The organism is Sphingobium sp. MI1205, assembly GCF_001563285.1.
Classification (GTDB): domain Bacteria; phylum Pseudomonadota; class Alphaproteobacteria; order Sphingomonadales; family Sphingomonadaceae; genus Sphingobium.
Window position 1 is genome coordinate 457,676 of sequence record NZ_CP005188.1, and the last position, 15,477, is coordinate 473,152.

Sequence of the window (15,477 nt, forward strand, 5' to 3'; positions counted from 1 at the left end):
AATGTAACGTAAGGGAGTGAGATGATCGAGCATCGCGTATGGTGTCCTGCTGGCTATCAACAAAGCGGCATCGCAGGGCAACGGATCGCTATCGCGGGCCACTCTCACACGTCCGATGAACCGGATAATGCCGCAATGACTGAGAATTGCCTGAAAAAAGTGATTTCCGGGGAATATCCCAATCTACAGTTCTTTAATCGGGTACCCGGTTATTTCGGCTGCGACGATCGGGCGGGTTTCTGGAATTCTGTGCTCTTCTTCAATTTCGTGCCCAGTATCGTCGGCGCACGATCGGAATGGAACAATAATGGCACGAAAGAGCAGAACGAGGCGGGGCGCGCCCGGGTTCAGCGAATTCTCGACAAGTATAAGCCGGACAAGCTGTTTGTGTTCACGAAGAAGGGCTGGGATCAGTTCCCTCCGACACTGGAAGATCAGAAGGTACGTCCGCTGGTCGAACCTTTGAACTGGCACACCTATCAGACTGCCAGTGGCCACGAGGTCAAGGCCATTGGCCTACCCCATCCTGATCGAGCAAAGAAGGCAACGCAGATCGAAAGGGTGAAAGCGCTGATGGCCTCCTAACGATCAGACATGGGCCGAGCGACATAGTGTGAATCGGATCGCACTATGTGGGGATGGCCGCCGATGGCGAACAGTTCCGCTATGTCAGAGATGATTGCGGCTTTCTGCAGCCTTCGATCCGCATAGACTATGAATTGCTCCGCGCGGCGGTCGAACACGACGCGACCGCGTGGATGTTCCTCATACTCAGATGAGACAATTTCTATCGGCAAACCTATCCGCTTTAAGGCGGCCGACCCGGCCGCGCGCCAGGCTTCCCAGACTTCATAATGCCCAGTTGGATGGGTCAGGAAATCGCCGTATTCATCTGCGTCCTTGAGGCTGACGACATGGCTGACCAGTTTCGGCCCGTTGGAGGTCGGTACACGCCAGAATATCCCGACGCAGGGGCCTTCTGGGTTATACGCATCTGATTTCGGCTGTGCGTTCGACATCGAAAATTCCATCCCTGTCATATGTCTCGGATCGCGCATCTATATGCGATCGTGCCCGGGACACAGGGCCAGCTTTTTCGGTTGGCGTCATTAGGAAGGCAAGACTCGCATTTTCCAAGCGTGCATGGACGTGAAAAATTGATGATTAAGAAATGACCAGTCTGGATGTCCTTGTGTGCCATTGTAGACTTCCTCATAAGGGCGTGTAAGGCAGAGCAACCAAACATGGTCGATGGCGGCGCGGCAGGTTCATCGGCGGCGGGAATGGCAGCTTTGCCGAGTCGCCAGCCTCTAACTCGCTATTCGCGAAACGGCCAGAACCGGTCAGCCACCGTGCGCCTCACGGGTCATCGTGCGCAATCTAAATGAAAACTTTTAACCCGCATTATCGACCACGGTGTTTTGCGGGTTAAACGCCTTCTTCTCATAGACGGCAATGATCGCCTGCCCATCCCAGACATAGCACAGGTGCCGCTCTTGACGGCAGTCGGTGAGCAGTCGGGGACGGAACACAGCGGCGCATTCCCCGCCCGGATGGCGCACGCTCTGATAAGCGATGCCGTCTGCCCCACGGCTGCGCAACTCGATCGCAAGTGCTTGGCCGGAGACGTAGCTGTCAACGGCGTAGAGGTCAGGCAGCGCCTCGCGCAGATCCCGGATATCATGCAATTCTGCGTCGAGATCGACCGCATATACGCGCATGTCCAGTTCCTGCGCCGGTTCCCGAGTGAGCGCCATGAACCGCGCGCGGTGATGGCTGGTTTCGGCGATCGCGGTCTCGATCTCTCTGGCTGCATAGAACAGGCCGAAGCTGCCATCGGAAAAGCGGCTTCCGTCTGGATTGAGATGGGTAAAGGCGGCCATGATGACAGAGGTGCCCGGCCCGGATACGCGATCCTCCGGCGGCACCAGTGCAAGGTCACCGATCTCATCGCGCAGCCGGTCGTTGGTCATCGCCTCGATCGCATAGACCGCTTCGAGATCGGCGGGATGGGCAACGTCCTCGAACAGCGATATGGGCGGGAAGCGGCTTGCGATGATCCGATAGCATGGTTGCCAGCGCACACGCGCTTTCGGAATGGCATCCATTATCCGCGCTGCGCGTCGATATATTGGCGCACGACATAAAGGTCGGCGACATTGCCCGAAGTCATCCGTTCGATCGCTGGACGCCCGGCGAACAGCGGCGCGTCGTTCGGTTTGCGCACCCATTCGTCGGCGGTGCGAGGCAGGAGTATCGTGAGTCCCTTGTAGATGCCCAGCACATAGGAAATTCTCTCGAGTGCGTCCTTGGGAATTGCTGCAATGGCGCCGCGTTTCCAAGTCTGAAAAGTGGAGCGCTTATCGAGCCCGAGAAGCTTCATCTGTTCGGCCTCCTTGAGGCCCCAGGCATCGGCAATGCGGAAGAAGGTGCGCAGCGCCGGACCGGTCAGGTCCTTACGGCTTGGCGCTTTGGCTAGGGCTCCGGACTGGGCAACTGTGGCCATTTGCAGTCTCCTTCTCTCGATGGAGATGTATGATATCCGTACATGATGTCAAGATCGGTCACTTTTTCATACGAAATGATGGCCCATCGCTTGCGATCACCTGTTTGGATCAGGCCAGGAATGATGTTAGCGTCCGCGCTCGTGGTGTAATTTCTGGTGTAGATTGAGATGATCGCATGGGGTGGGGCATGCCCCACCCCATGCGATTTCGATCTCGGTGGCCACCGGGCTCATCGGTAAGGTGGAGTTACCACACTTCACACGCCCACCGAGGAGTTGATCCCGATGACCGACGACAGACTACCGCTTGCCGAGCTGATGGCGAAGACTGGAGATGGAGATTTCCTGCGCACGATCGCCGAGAGCGTATTACAGATCATCATGGAGGCCGACGTCGATGGCCTGGTCGGCGCTAGCCGACACGAGCGCTCCGGCGACCGGACGACCTGGCGGAACGGCTACCGCGACCGCAGCCTCGATACCCGGCTCGGCACGCTCAACCTGAGGATTCCCAAGCTACGGACCGGCGCCTACTTCCCTGGCTTCCTGGAACCCAGGAAGACCGTCGAGAAGGCGCTGGTCGCGGTGATCCAGGAGGCGTGGATCGCCGGCGTCAGCACCCGGCGTGTCGACGAGCTGGTGCAGGCCATGGGCATGACCGGCATCTCCAAATCCTCGGTGTCCAAGCTGTGCAAGGATATCGACGAACGTGTCCATGCCTTCCTTAAGCGGCCGCTCACCGGCGACTGGCCCTACCTCTGGCTCGATGCTACCTACCTCAAGGTGCGCGAGGGCGGGCGGATCGTCAGTGTCGCCGCGATAATAGCCGTTGCCGTCAACACCGAGGGCAAGCGCGAAATCGTTGGCCTTCACATTGGACCCTCCGAAGCCGAGCCATTCTGGTCGAGCTTCCTCAAGGACCTCGCACGCCGCGGACTGACCGGCGTGAAGCTGGTCATCTCCGATGCCCACGAGGGCCTCAAGGCAGCGATCACTCGCGTGCTCAGCGCCACCTGGCAGCGGTGCCGCGTCCACTTCATGCGCAATGCCCTGGCCTACGTGCCCAAGGGCCAGAACACCGTCGTCGCCGCTGCCATCCGCCAGGTCTTCCTCCAGCCCGACCATGCCGCCGCGACACAGGTCTGGCGCCAGGTCGCCGACCAGTTGCGTACCCGCTGGCCAAAGCTCGGCGCCTGCATGGACGATGCCGAGCACGACGTGCTGGCCTACATGACCTTCCCCGAGCAGCACCGCGTCAAATTACATTCCACCAATCCACTGGAACGCCTGAACAAGGAAGTGAAGCGCCGCGCCGATGTCGTCGGCATCTTCCCGAACGAGGATAGCATCATCCGCCTCGTCGGCGCCGTCCTGCTGGAGCAGAATGACGAATACCAGCTCCAGCACCGCTACATGCAGATCGAGGGCATGGCCGCCCTTGCTACACCAATGATCGAGGAGGCACAGCCGCTACAGATTACACCCAAGGCCGCCTGAAAATGCAGCCCGCTGGCCACACCCAATTCTACACCACATTGACGGACGCGACCGGAATGATCGCTTGGCGCGGAACGACGACGCTGAGGTGCCAAGCGGGCCGGTGCGAGAGATGATGGCGGAGCTTGAGATGGCTACCCGCCTTCCGTGGACCGCTGAATTTTGGGCTCCAAGCAACGAATGAAGTCAAAAGTTCAATCATCCGCGTTGCCATTGCGGCGAATAAGGCGATTGTCGATGAGCTGAGGATGCTGGCTACCAGTGCAATAGATGGCCATCGACTGTGACAGGAAATGTCGCATCTGACTGGCAAAGGCGAAAGAAAAGGAGCGTCTATGAAAAAGCCGGTGAGCGTCGCCACTCTGAGCGAATTTGGAAGGGTGCGGCTGTCAAAGTCGTTTTTCATGCGCGACTTTTTGTTCTCGGACATCGCGGCAATTCACGGACTTCCAAACGTACCGGATGATCCTGATCTCGCCATCGCTGCGGGTAGCCGCTTGTGTGAGGACCTGCTTGAGCCGCTACAAGACCGCTTCGGTCGGCTGGCCATACGCTCGGCATTCCGCTCCTGCGACGTCAACGGACTTGGCTCCGAGATGATGAATGCCGGTAAAGCGGGCTATAACTGCGCCTCCAACGAGCGCAACTACGCGAGCCATATTTGGGATCGGAAGCGTGATGGTATGATGGGAGCGACGGCCTGTATCGTCGTTCCGTCTTTTTGGGATGCCTTCCAGGAGGAGGGCGATTGGCAGAAGCTCGCATGGTGGATCCATGATCATCTGCCTTACTCCAGTCTTTACTTCTTCCCCAAATATTGGGCTTTCAACATATCCTGGTTCGAGCAACCTGCCAGAACGATTCACAGCTATACCAGTCCGAAAGGCTGCCTGACCAAGCCCGGAATGGAAAATCATGTCGGCACACATGGGCATGAATGGGCCGGAATAGAAAAAGCGATGAATTCTTAATCGGCGCACTGACCGCGTCATTTGGCGCATACACCGCGCGCCGAGATAGGGGGGGGCGGTGCTTTCAGTCGGTCAGACGTTGTCGTCGATCATGCCGATGATTGGGAAAACTTGTTTGATCTGGCCGTGGGGGATCGATGCCGTCGCCTGTTCGCGATATTGTCTTAGCTCGATAAGGTTGCGATCGCGGGCGAGCAGTCGACCGGCGGTCCACAAGGAGCGCCCTGATTCATCTCGCAGCTGGATCAGTACATCCGCATTGATCGATGCCGGTTTGACGCGGTCGAGTAGTACCCGCTCGCCGGCTCTGAAACGCGGTTCCATGGCTTCGCCAGGGATGTACATGACAAAATAGCGTTCAGTGTCGCCCAGCCCGAAAGGTGCTGCCATATAGGCTACTGGACGAGAAAGATCGGCTTCCCAGAGTTCAAGCTGCTCGGCAAAAGCTAGCCTCTCTTATTCACGACGCTCGGTTTCGGGTCCGCTCTGGGCATTTGCTGCGGCTGGCTGTATTGCGCGGACGACCGGCATCGCTGGCGTTTGTTTCACCGCATTCGGATTGATGGGCTTTTCGGGTTGAAGGGCTGGGCTCGGAGTTCTGCGGCGCTGCCGCATGGGCTACGTCGGCGCAGGCTTCAGCCGGAGAACGAGGGCGCGGAACAGGTCGGCATCCGGACAGGCGGAAGCGAAGGCAATGCGGATGCGGCTAGCACTTTCTACGACGCGCGCAGCGACCTTGAGCAGCCGCAGGCGCAAGGTGGTAAACTCCGCGCTTGCCAGAGCAGCGGTCCTGGGCATCGCCTGCTGGATGCGCCATAGCAGCCAGTATGCGGCAGTGTGCAGTATCAGGCGCATCTGATTGGCATTGGCCGAGCGGCACGAGGTTCGGTCGCTGGCGAGCTGGGACTTGTGGCGCTTGATCAGGTTCTCGGCCTGACCACGCGCGCAGTAGAGCGTGTCGTAGATGTGCTCGGCCGATCCTGTTGCCAACGAGGTGACGACATAGCGGATGTCCATGCCCAGCGTGCTGGCCTCGATCCGTGCAACGACGCGACGCTGGCACTTCCAGGTCTTTGCCCCATAGCGGGTCTCGGCATAGTTGCGCAGGACGGGACACTGACGCTGGGCGCGCTTGACCGCGCAGGCATCGGCGACCGCAACAATGGCGGGATCGGCGCGCAGCGCTGAATTGGTGGGCAGGCCGAACACGTAATCGACGCGGGCCGCATCGCAGTAGGCCATGACCTCGGGTCGACCATAGTGCCCGTCGCCGCGGATAGTGATGTGGGTATCGGGCCAATTACGGCGCAGGTGACGCACCAGGCGTCGGATGTGCCCCGCCGCCTCCTTTCCAGAAGGCGTCTTGCCTGTGCGCAGCAGCATGGCCACCGGCCTGCCGGTCGCGGTGTCGTAGATATGGATCGGTAGGAAGCAGCGCTCCCCATGATGCCCGTTCCAGAACGAGAGCTGTTGATAGCCATGCACGACGTCGCACGTGTCGTCGATATCCAGCGTGACCGCTGTCGGAGGGGCGGGATAGCTGGCGCAGTAGATGTCGATCATCGCGGCCATCATGCTGGCCAGTTCGCGCGTAGTCGGTGCATTTTCCCACCGGCTCATCGTCGGTTGGCTGGCCAGCCCCGCGCCCGATTCCGGCAGCTTGCCGAGCGCCAGGCGGAAGCCTGGATCGTCGCGCAGAGCATCGAGATCATCGGCATCCTCATAGCCGCACGCAATCGCGAACACACGGGCACGCAGAATGTCATCCAGGCGATGGATCACCCGCGCTGGATCGCGCGGATCGGCAATACAAGCCGCCAGGCGCTGGCAAATCCCCATCGCGCGCTCGGCCTGTGCAAGCAGTAGAACACCGCCATCCGAGGTAAGCCGGCCACCGTCGAACGCAGCTGTGATTTTCTTGCGGCCGACTGCTGGGAATCCAAATGAGCTTGCGATATCATCGTTCATGGCGGGTGTGGCCCGTGGCATTTTCTGCCCTGCGGCAGGTTCGGCTTAGACACCCAGTTCCTAATTCAGATCAGAGGCTTACGCCACTCCCGCCAACCCTTCAGGACACTTTTGGTGAATAAGGCGGGCTAGGCCGCTCTCCTCATGAAAGTGGACACTCGCCGCGTACACTGGGATGCCGCTTTGCTTCGAAACCACGGGAAGGGCCGGATCGTCCTTCAGCGTGATGTCGGATGCCGGAGATCGCAGCGGCAACCCATCCGTTTCACAGATGGAAAATGCATCCGGAAACGTGGCCCTGAGCTTAGCGACGCTTTGTTGTGAGAGCGAATAGCCGACCGTGGGGTTGGGGTAGATCCGGGTGAGCGTGGAAGGCGCAAGGCCGGAACGGCGTGCAATCTGGCTTGCTGAAAACCCGGTTTCCTTGATCAGGCAACCGATCAGGCTGCGGGCTCTATCCTGATCCCACTCACCGACAAAAGACATGTGTATGCGCCCGTTTACTTAGCGCGACAGCCAACCACGACCAGATGCGGCCGTCGTCCGTCGCGTCTACATCATTATGCGCTTCGATCATTCCGGCGCAAACTATAATAGCGCAAATTTGCAAGTGCATATTTGCGCAAATTCATCAGAAAAATTGCGGTGCGGCATACCGGCATATCGCGACTGCGACCATTTCTGTCATTCTTGAGAGCGCGAACTCGCAAAAAAGATTTGCACGGCTTTCGGTCTGGACATAGATGTTTGCGCATGTTGCGCATATTTGCGCAACTGCAGGTGTCATGGGGGGAGTTACGAACAGCATCAGCGCAAAGCCTTTTGCGTACGCGAAAGCACTGGCGCCCGTCGTTTGCCGCTCATCTGCCTGAGAATCGCAGCCAATAGGGGTTTTGAATGAATAAGAAGTCGAGGTTCAACCGGATGCTGCTGTTGTCAGCCTCCTTCCCAGCGGCGGCTCTGCTCGCAAACGCTGGTGGTGCACTGGCGGCGCCCGCCACTGTGACCGTGCCGGCCGGGGCAGGGACCGGCGCGGCGGTAAATGCCGACATTGCCACGGCCATCACGACGCCGGCTAATCCCGATCTCACGGTTACGATTGCTAGCGGCGCAGATATCAGCGGCGCAAGCATCGGCTATGATTTCGTCGCAGGAGGTTTTGCTGCGGGTCAGGGCGACGGCGCGGTAAACCTCACCAATGATGGTCGCGTAACCGGCCTGAGCTTCGGCGGAGTTGGCGTGGCAAGTGCCGCCAACAGCTTCACCGCCACTAGCAATGGCGAAGTCGTCGGCAGCGTAAGCGCAACGGACTTTGGCGGCGCGGTATCGGTCACCAACAACGGCTCGGTCGGTGGCAATGTTGTCGGCTCTGGCTTTGGCGATGTCACACTCGCAAATGGCCTGGCTGGCGAAGTGGGTGGTAGCCTGATCGGGCAGGCGCTCGACGCCGCCAATGTCTCGATCACCAACGTCGGCACAGTCGAAGGCGACCTTGATGGATCGGCCACCACCGGCACCGTCAGCATCGCCAACAGCGGCGATGTTGCAGGCAGCGCCTTTGCCTCGACCGGCGAAGGGGCGATCTCCGTCACCAACGCCGCGTCTGGCCGCATCAGCGGCGATGTGTCCGCGGGATCCGAATCCGGCGCGATCACGATCGCGAACAATGGCCAGGTCCTGGGTCAGACTGACGCGTTTAGCCGCAATACGACGTTCACCTCGACCGGTCCGACGACCACTGTTTCGGGCACCACCACGACCACCCAGTCGAGCACTTCGCAGCAGACCGTCGGCGGCGATATCGATGGCACTTATGCTGGCATCAATGGCTCGCTGAACTTCGGTGCTGGCAATGACGGCAGCATCACTCAGGTGAGCGGCACGAACAGCACGGCGACCGTGACGGGCACCGTGTACGGCGACATCTATTCCGAAGCGTCTGGCTCTTCGTTTGCTACGCAGAATGTGGCCGTGTCGACCGATTCGCGCGACGCGGCGGGCACCGGCTCGGTCGTGAGCAGCAGCAACAACACGTTCAATGTTGCGTCGACTGGCGGCACGAGCACGGTCAACATCTCCGGCACCGTTGCGCCTGGCGATTCGGGCCGAAATGGCGATGTTACCTCTCGCGGCGATACTGCGAGTGCCGTCAATATCAACGGCGGCAAGGTGTCGGGCAATGTTTCGTCGACCAGCCAGGGCGTGGCGTTCAACGGGGCATTCACCTCGGAAGACACTGACACCTATGACGCAGGCGTTTTCCAGGGTTCCACCTCGGTAAGCGGCACGCAGTTCAATCAGGCGCGGGCAGGCGGAGACGCTTCCGTCTCGCTTCAGGGCAGCAGCCTGGTTAACGGCAATGTCAGCGTTGTGGGCGGTGCCTCGGCTTCGGCAGCTATCGGCTCGGCAGCCAAGGTCGAACAGGATGTGTTCGTCAGCACGGCTGTCCCGACTGGCCCATTCTTCTTCACCGTAGGCGATGCGTCCTCTACAGCCTCCAGCACGCGGACAACGGATGCGTCGGGAGACGGCACTCAGGTCGACACGTCGCTGTTTACGGTGTCGGCTCCGGCTGTCGCTGCTGATGCCACGCTCAACAATGCGGGCCGAATCGATGGCGATGCGACGGTTGCAGCCGGCTTCGGCAACGCTACGGCCACGATCACCGGCACTGTTGGCGGTTCGGTGAACGCCAGCGCGTTCGCGTCCACCTCGAGTAGCGGTTCCACCTCGGAATATAGCGTTGCTGGCGGACTCAACACGCTGACGTCGCAAACCGTCACGGACAGCTTCGCCGATGCTGGTGGCCAAGCCGATGTCGTGATCGACACCGCTGCCGCGCTTCAGGGTAAGGGCGTGCCAAGCGTTGCAGGCAATGTCTTTGCTTCGGGCATTGCTGGCGCTTCGATCACCGTCGGCAGCGGCAGTGTCATCGGTGATGCTGCGACGGGTACGGGCGGCAATCTGTTTGCCAACAGCCTGGGCGAAAGCAGCAGCGATGAGACGGTCACGACCTACGCTGCGGACGGTTTCACGCCCGTCACGGTTGCATCGACCTTCAGCACTGCCGCGGTAGGCGGTGCCGCTTCGGTCACCAACAACGGCACCGTTATTGGCGATGTCGAGGTTCAAGGACTGACCTCCGCTTCGCTCGTCAACAATGGCGATCTGGGCACCGGCGGCAATCTGTTCAGCGTTTCGGCTCTGGATGGCAACAGCACTGTCACGCTGACCGACACGAATCCGACCAACGCTGGCATCCGCGCCCTCGCCGCGACGGTTGACGCAATGCCGGTGGGCGGCAACGCCAGCTTCACCAACAGCGGCAACGCCTTTGGCGATGTTGAGCTGGAAGGCTTGACCGGATCGTTCACCAACAATGGCATCCTGACCGGCACGACCACGCTTGGTGGTTCGGTGTTCAGCGGATCGGCCACGGTCGATGCGACGATCAACACCACCAACGTGACCGTGACTCCCGTTGCCGCTTCGCAGACCTACACTGTCGATCAAAACGGTGTTTCGGGTGGCTTCAGCGTGACGGGCGCGGTTTCGACGCAGAACGAGGTGGCGTCTGCGCTGTCTTCACTCCTGTCGCCGGCGGTTCCGCTCGATGCCTCGCAGGTCGATCCGGCTGCGTTCAACCTGACCGTGGGTGGTGAGGCTGCCGTCAAGACCGCCGACATCAAGGCGACGATCAACCTCAACAACGGCTCGATCACACTTGGCGACATCGACGCACAGCGTGACGACAGCGGGGCCTTCCTCACCGACACGACCGTCAACCTGAATGGCAGCGGCTTCCTAGGCGCGAGCGAACTCCGTTCGGCTACCTCGACAGCGCCTGCCAACTTCACGCCGGTCGCCACGCTGCCGGAAGAAGCTGAAGGCCTGTTCGGTCCGACCGCCGTCCGCGTGTTGGGCGTCAACACGGTCAACAAGACCGGTGCGGGCACCTTCGTGGTGACGGGTGCCGAATATGTTCCGGCTGAAGGCTCGACTCCCGCAGGCTGGACGATGGATGTTGGCAACTTCAACGTGCAGGCTGGCGAAGTTCAGCTGGACGTTGCTGGCGCCGACGCCGTGTTCGGCATCAAGGGCAACATCAACAATGATGCCACCCTGGTCCTCGGCCGTCGTGCACCGACCTTCGTTCAGACGGTTGGCAACAGCATCGTCACGCCGGGACCCGAAGCGATCAAGGGCATCGAGCTCTATCAGCAGGGCAACTACACCCAGACTGCCAACGGCACGACGGTTGTGGGCGTCAACCCCTCGCTGGTCCGCTTCGGCAACCTGTCAGTCAACGATGGCGGCGCAGCTCCCGAAGTGCTGGGTCCGATCACCGGTGGGGTCAGTGTTCCCTACTTCACCACCCCGACCAATGCCGGTGTCTTCTCGATCCCGTCGTCGGTCACTGTGGACGGTAACCTGAACCTGGCCGGTAAGGTCGCGGTGACGGTGTCGAAGGATAGCCTCTATTCGACGGGCGACGGCTATACGCTGTTCACCTATACCGGTACCGGCAATGTCACCGCCACCGCGGCACCGACGCTCTCCTCGCAGTTCGTCACTTTCGATCTGAAGCATGATGCGACCGCTAAGACCGTTTCGATCGAGGCGACCCGCAACAGCTACGCCACGGGCGCAACCAATCCCAATGCCGCTTCGGCAGCCGTGGGTCTGGACAGCGCGCTGGCTGACGTCATTGCTCGGGTGAAGACGGATGCTGCTGGCGGCAATGGCTTTGCTTCGGTTACGGAGATCGCCAATGCGCAGGACATCGCCAACATCGCTGCTGGTCTCGACTGGCGCCTGAACAGCGCACAGGCGGCGCAGGTCTTCAACGAGCTTTCCTCGGCGGAGATCTACGGTTCGCTGGCCGCGGTTGATCAGAACGCGGTTTTCAACACCACCGTCAACCGTCTGGCTGCTCGCCGTGGCTATGGTGAGGCGCTGGGCACCCAGATCTGGTTCAACCCGTCGGCGAACTTCGCCAAGACGGGGGGCACCAAGTCCGGAGCGTCGAAGATCAAGACCAACAGCTATGGCGGCGCCTTTGGCCTCGACGTGGCCTATCAGGAAGACGGCGCCTTCGGCATCGGCTTTGGCTATGGTCAGCATGACGTCACTGCACAGGGTTCGCAGGAAGAGGCGCAGGTTCGCACCTACACCATCGGTGCCTATGCGACCCAGGGCTTTGGCCCCTTCTACGGCAGCTTCCAGTTGGCGTACGGCTTCTCGAAATTTGAAGTCGAACGCGACCTGGACATCCTGGCTCGCACCATTGAAGGTGACTTCAAGGGCAAGCAGTTGGATGCCAGCCTGGAGCTGGGCTACGACTTGACCGCCGGTAGCGGCCTGGTCGTGACCCCCTATGGTAAGCTGGCGCTGCGTCGCTGGTCGATGAACGGCTTCACTGAAGAAGGTGGCGCTGGCATCGGACTGAAGGTGGATCATGCCTCCAAGACCGTCTTCTCGCCCGTTCTGGGCGTGAAGGCCGGGGCTCTGCTCGGTGACGCCGATGGGATCGCCTATCGCCCCTATGCGAAGGTTCAGTACAGCTTCCAGGGCAGCATCGGCAGCGATCGCACGGTCCAGTATCTGGGCGGCGGGGATGCCTTCCGCCTGAAGGGTGTGGATCCGGACGGTAACGGGCTGATCGAACTGGGCGTGGATGCCTCGGTCAATAAGCGCGTCAACCTGTTCCTCTCTGGCGGTTACGGCTTTGGTGGCCACAACAGCCTCGGCCAGGTCCGTGGTGGCATTAGCTTCGGCTTCTGACATCATTCGCTAACAATGGGAGGGCGCGGCGGTTTCGGCGCGCCCTTTCGTTTGCTTGCCCGCCTTGTTCTCCCGCGCGCGCGTTGGACGATAGCTATGTCGAGCGCCGCATCGGACTGGAAGAATTCTGCTGCGTCCAAATCTGTCGCGTGACTTATTCACACCCCAACGAGAAATATTGGCGCAGAATCAACGAGTAAACAGAACGTGAACAACTTTGGAACAGGCATAGAACCTCTCAAGACGATTGCGGGTCTGATTATGGAGAGGCTTGCCCATTACGGGGTTCAGATTTTGACTAATGGGGACGGCGCACTATGCTTTTTCACGCCTTCTCCCGGTCATGTCGGTCGCCCTTGGGTGGCAGGTGAATACGCACAAGGACTGGAAGACGGCGCAACACGGGAGTTGCAGCAGCTCGTGAGGGCCTCGCCGATGCTTGCCCGGGCTATCGTGGAGGAGCTTACGGTTTCCGGACTGCCCTCGACCACCGACTGAACAGCGTCTCTTGGCTCTAACGCGCCAGTCGCATAGCTGCGTATGTACGGGTGAGGCTTTCCTTCTCAGAGACTTTTCGGGCTCTCCCCGCATGATCAGAAGATCAGCATCTGTGATGTCTAGAGAAAATGCCTTAACTTATAGGCAGTTAAATCGATGTAGATGAGAGGCGGAAGCGGCGGCTCAAGCGGGTCGACGCGTTTGGTTAAGGAATGCGCATCAATATGAACAAGATCCCGGTAGCTGCACTTGTCGAGGGCCACATCGTCACACTGGAAGGCGATCGCTTTGTTGATCCGCGGAGTGATGTCGCTGAGCTGACGGCGCCGTTGACCGTGGTAGGGCATCATGCCGGGATTCCTACAGCGCAGGATGAACTGCGAGCCTATAAGCTCATCGGCGATAGGAGTGATGTTGCGGCAGAGGATGTTCCTGAGCAGGCCTGCACATTGTTGCTCGTCACGCCGGCGCCCTCGACGAAATTGCTTGTAGCTTATTTTCCTGATGATCAACATGAAGTACCGCTGGATGTCGATGATCAAGACGAGCTTGAATGATTCTTGCGCCGGATGATCCGGGTCCGATCAGGCCCGACGAAGCCTTGGATGTGCGTGTCCTGAAGGTTTTCGACGGCGACGGCTTCCTAGCAAATGTTTGGCACCCACTGCGAGAGGCATGGGTGGAGCTCGTCCCTTTCCGGTTGGCGTTCATAGATGCACCAGAAATGGAACAGCCCTTCGGGCCCGAAGCCCGCGACTTTCTGCTCGGGCTGGTAGGTGGCAAAAAGCTTCGTTTGCTTCCGATTGGCAAGGAAGCGACGGGCGGCGTACCTATAGACCCGTATAAACGCCTCCTCTGCATGGCATATTTGACGGAGCAGATGGATGCCGGAAGGGTGGAATATTATCATGAGGGTAAGCGGGGATCTGGCTTGGTGACGAGACCCCGGTGCGTTACCCGCAATATCGAGCTGGAGATGATCGTAAACGGTTGGGCCTGGGTCACAGAGCAATATGCGTTCGACCGCGAAGCGGAATATTTCAATGCACAGGACGATGCCAGGCGGAACCGGCGCGGATTATGGGTGAGCAACAATCCCGATCCGCCGTGGAACTTTAAGCGTCGCCAGAAGCATCGAATGCGGCAAGCGGAGGGGCAGGGGCGACTGATTTAGAGCGGGTTCACGATGGGTGGAATCGCGAGGGATTCCCTTTTTGCTGATCGTGTGATTCATAGGTAGCCGTCACGACGGAGGCTGCGATGGGTTGGCGACCGGGGCAGAGTTACTCGCAGGATTTACGCGATCGGGTGCTGGCGGCTGTGGACGGCGGAATGCCCGTCCGCGAGGCGGCCGTGATCTTCAAGGTCAGCGTGGCCTATATCTACAAGGCGCGGATCCGGCGTCGGCTGACCGGTAATACCGGGATCAACCCGAACCGTGGCCGTCCCCCGCGCAAGCTCTCGCCGGCACAGGAGCTGGCGCTGGCGGCGCACATCCGCTCGCGACCGGGGATCACGCTGGCGCAGGCGCAAGCGTGGCTGCTGGCCGAACACGGAATCGGGCTCAGCACCGGCGCGATGTGGAACGCGGTTCGGCGGCTCGGCCTGTCGTTTAAAAAAAGCCCTGCACGCAGCCGAGCAGGAGCGGCCAGACGTGGCGGCACGTCGCAAGCTGTGGCGGGCAGCCCAGCCGTTCATCGACCCTGAAAGCCTCGTCTTTCTCGACGAGACAGGGGTAAACACCAAGATGGCGCGGCTCTATGGCTGGGCGCCGGTCGGCGAACGCTGCCGCGATCGCGTGCCGTTCGGACACTGGAAGACGATGACCTTCATCGCCGGCCTGCGTCTGACGGGCATGACCGCGCCCTGGGTGCTCGACGGGCCGATGGATGGCGATGCATTCCGGGTCTATATCCGCGACGTCCTGGCACCCACTCTTCGACGCGGCGATGTCGTGGTGCTCGACAATCTGCCCGCCCACAAGGTCGCCGGCATCCGCGAGGCGATCACCGCCCGGCGCGCCCAGCTCTTCTACCTGCCGCCCTACAGCCCCGACATGAACCCGATCGAGATGGCCTTCTCCAAACTCAAGGCGCTGCTGCGGCAGGAACCGGCCCGCACCGTCGATGCCCTTGTCGAGCGCATCGGCAACCTGCTTGATCGCTTCCCAGCCCAAGAATGTGCCAACTTCTTCCACGACGCAGGGTATCAACGGTCAATGTGAAAATGCTCTAGAGCTGTGCCTCGCTTTCC

13 protein-coding genes are annotated in these 15,477 nt (G+C 60.2%); 7 read left to right on the top strand and 6 right to left on the bottom strand.

Annotated features, from left to right (window positions below):
* Nucleotides 1-21 precede the first annotated feature (21 nt).
* The gene (locus K663_RS02270; protein ID WP_062113551.1) at nucleotides 22-585 is read left to right on the top strand and encodes a hypothetical protein; all 564 of its coding nucleotides are present in this window, start codon (nucleotides 22-24) and stop codon (nucleotides 583-585) included.
* On the opposite strand, the gene K663_RS02275 is transcribed toward K663_RS02270, so the two are convergent.
* From K663_RS02275 to K663_RS02285, 3 genes are all read right to left on the bottom strand, one after another.
* Complete coding sequence (locus tag K663_RS02275; RefSeq protein WP_062120175.1) at nucleotides 582-1,019, bottom strand: hypothetical protein; 438 nt, start codon at nucleotides 1,017-1,019, stop codon at nucleotides 582-584. The genes K663_RS02270 and K663_RS02275 overlap by 4 nt on opposite strands.
* A 375-nt stretch (nucleotides 1,020-1,394) precedes the next feature.
* A complete protein-coding gene (locus K663_RS02280; RefSeq protein WP_044661474.1) occupies nucleotides 1,395-2,108 on the bottom strand; it encodes an RES family NAD+ phosphorylase in 714 nt (237 codons plus the stop codon).
* Nucleotides 2,108-2,506 carry an antitoxin Xre-like helix-turn-helix domain-containing protein gene (locus tag K663_RS02285; RefSeq protein WP_044661475.1) on the bottom strand — a complete coding sequence of 133 codons (399 nt, stop codon included), beginning with the start codon at nucleotides 2,504-2,506 and terminating at the stop codon, nucleotides 2,108-2,110. The genes K663_RS02280 and K663_RS02285 overlap by 1 nt, the downstream gene beginning before the upstream one ends.
* 285 nt (nucleotides 2,507-2,791) lie before the next feature.
* On the opposite strand from K663_RS02285, the gene K663_RS02290 reads away from it, so the two are divergent.
* On the top strand, nucleotides 2,792-4,003 hold the full coding sequence (locus K663_RS02290) for an IS256 family transposase (RefSeq protein WP_011950834.1): 1,212 nt from the start codon (nucleotides 2,792-2,794) through the stop codon (nucleotides 4,001-4,003).
* A 335-nt stretch (nucleotides 4,004-4,338) separates the two neighbouring features.
* On the top strand, nucleotides 4,339-4,974 hold the full coding sequence (locus K663_RS02295) for a hypothetical protein (protein WP_044661477.1): 636 nt from the start codon (nucleotides 4,339-4,341) through the stop codon (nucleotides 4,972-4,974).
* A 72-nt stretch (nucleotides 4,975-5,046) separates the two neighbouring features.
* On the opposite strand, the gene K663_RS02300 is transcribed toward K663_RS02295, so the two are convergent.
* From K663_RS02300 to K663_RS24585, 3 genes are all read right to left on the bottom strand, one after another.
* The gene (locus K663_RS02300; RefSeq protein WP_044661478.1) at nucleotides 5,047-5,364 is read right to left on the bottom strand and encodes a hypothetical protein; all 318 of its coding nucleotides are present in this window, start codon (nucleotides 5,362-5,364) and stop codon (nucleotides 5,047-5,049) included.
* Between the two features lie 228 nt (nucleotides 5,365-5,592).
* Complete coding sequence (locus tag K663_RS02305; RefSeq protein WP_013039775.1) at nucleotides 5,593-6,942, bottom strand: IS1380-like element ISSp1 family transposase; 1,350 nt, start codon at nucleotides 6,940-6,942, stop codon at nucleotides 5,593-5,595.
* A gap of 78 nt (nucleotides 6,943-7,020) precedes the next feature.
* Complete coding sequence (locus K663_RS24585) at nucleotides 7,021-7,428, bottom strand: hypothetical protein (protein ID WP_062113554.1); 408 nt, start codon at nucleotides 7,426-7,428, stop codon at nucleotides 7,021-7,023.
* A gap of 411 nt (nucleotides 7,429-7,839) precedes the next feature.
* Here K663_RS24585 and K663_RS02315 point away from each other — a divergent pair, with 411 nt between their 5' ends.
* From K663_RS02315 to K663_RS25205, 4 genes are all read left to right on the top strand, one after another.
* On the top strand, nucleotides 7,840-12,726 hold the full coding sequence (locus K663_RS02315) for an autotransporter domain-containing protein (protein ID WP_062113557.1): 4,887 nt from the start codon (nucleotides 7,840-7,842) through the stop codon (nucleotides 12,724-12,726).
* A 722-nt stretch (nucleotides 12,727-13,448) separates the two neighbouring features.
* Nucleotides 13,449-13,781, top strand: coding sequence for a hypothetical protein (locus K663_RS02325; RefSeq protein WP_145902204.1), 333 nt, complete (start codon nucleotides 13,449-13,451; stop codon nucleotides 13,779-13,781).
* Nucleotides 13,778-14,398 (top strand): thermonuclease family protein, encoded by a 621-nt coding sequence (locus tag K663_RS02330; RefSeq protein WP_062113566.1) that lies wholly within the window; start codon nucleotides 13,778-13,780, stop codon nucleotides 14,396-14,398. Before K663_RS02325 ends, K663_RS02330 begins: the two co-directional genes overlap by 4 nt.
* An 86-nt stretch (nucleotides 14,399-14,484) precedes the next feature.
* A protein-coding gene (locus K663_RS25205; RefSeq protein ID WP_197565228.1) for an IS630 family transposase occupies nucleotides 14,485-15,448 on the top strand; the annotation gives its coding sequence in 2 pieces (ribosomal slippage) (nucleotides 14,485-14,835 and nucleotides 14,837-15,448; 963 coding nt in all).
* The last annotated feature ends 29 nt before the right edge of the window (nucleotides 15,449-15,477 follow it).

Excerpts from the sequence above, each read along its gene's own strand:
- K663_RS02285 (WP_044661475.1), bottom strand. The coding sequence starts at position 2,506 with ATGGCCACAGTTGCCCAGTCCGGAGCCCTAGCCAAAGCGCCAAGCCGT.
- K663_RS02280 (WP_044661474.1), bottom strand. The coding sequence starts at position 2,108 with ATGGATGCCATTCCGAAAGCGCGTGTGCGCTGGCAACCATGCTATCGG.
- K663_RS02315 (WP_062113557.1), top strand. The coding sequence starts at position 7,840 with ATGAATAAGAAGTCGAGGTTCAACCGGATGCTGCTGTTGTCAGCCTCC.
- K663_RS02300 (WP_044661478.1), bottom strand. The coding sequence starts at position 5,364 with ATGGCAGCACCTTTCGGGCTGGGCGACACTGAACGCTATTTTGTCATG.
- K663_RS02330 (WP_062113566.1), top strand. The coding sequence starts at position 13,778 with ATGATTCTTGCGCCGGATGATCCGGGTCCGATCAGGCCCGACGAAGCC.
- K663_RS02295 (WP_044661477.1), top strand. The coding sequence starts at position 4,339 with ATGAAAAAGCCGGTGAGCGTCGCCACTCTGAGCGAATTTGGAAGGGTG.
- K663_RS02290 (WP_011950834.1), top strand. The coding sequence starts at position 2,792 with ATGACCGACGACAGACTACCGCTTGCCGAGCTGATGGCGAAGACTGGA.
- K663_RS02325 (WP_145902204.1), top strand. The coding sequence starts at position 13,449 with ATGAACAAGATCCCGGTAGCTGCACTTGTCGAGGGCCACATCGTCACA.
- K663_RS02275 (WP_062120175.1), bottom strand. The coding sequence starts at position 1,019 with ATGTCGAACGCACAGCCGAAATCAGATGCGTATAACCCAGAAGGCCCC.
- K663_RS24585 (WP_062113554.1), bottom strand. The coding sequence starts at position 7,428 with ATGTCTTTTGTCGGTGAGTGGGATCAGGATAGAGCCCGCAGCCTGATC.
- K663_RS02270 (WP_062113551.1), top strand. The coding sequence starts at position 22 with ATGATCGAGCATCGCGTATGGTGTCCTGCTGGCTATCAACAAAGCGGC.
- K663_RS02305 (WP_013039775.1), bottom strand. The coding sequence starts at position 6,942 with ATGAACGATGATATCGCAAGCTCATTTGGATTCCCAGCAGTCGGCCGC.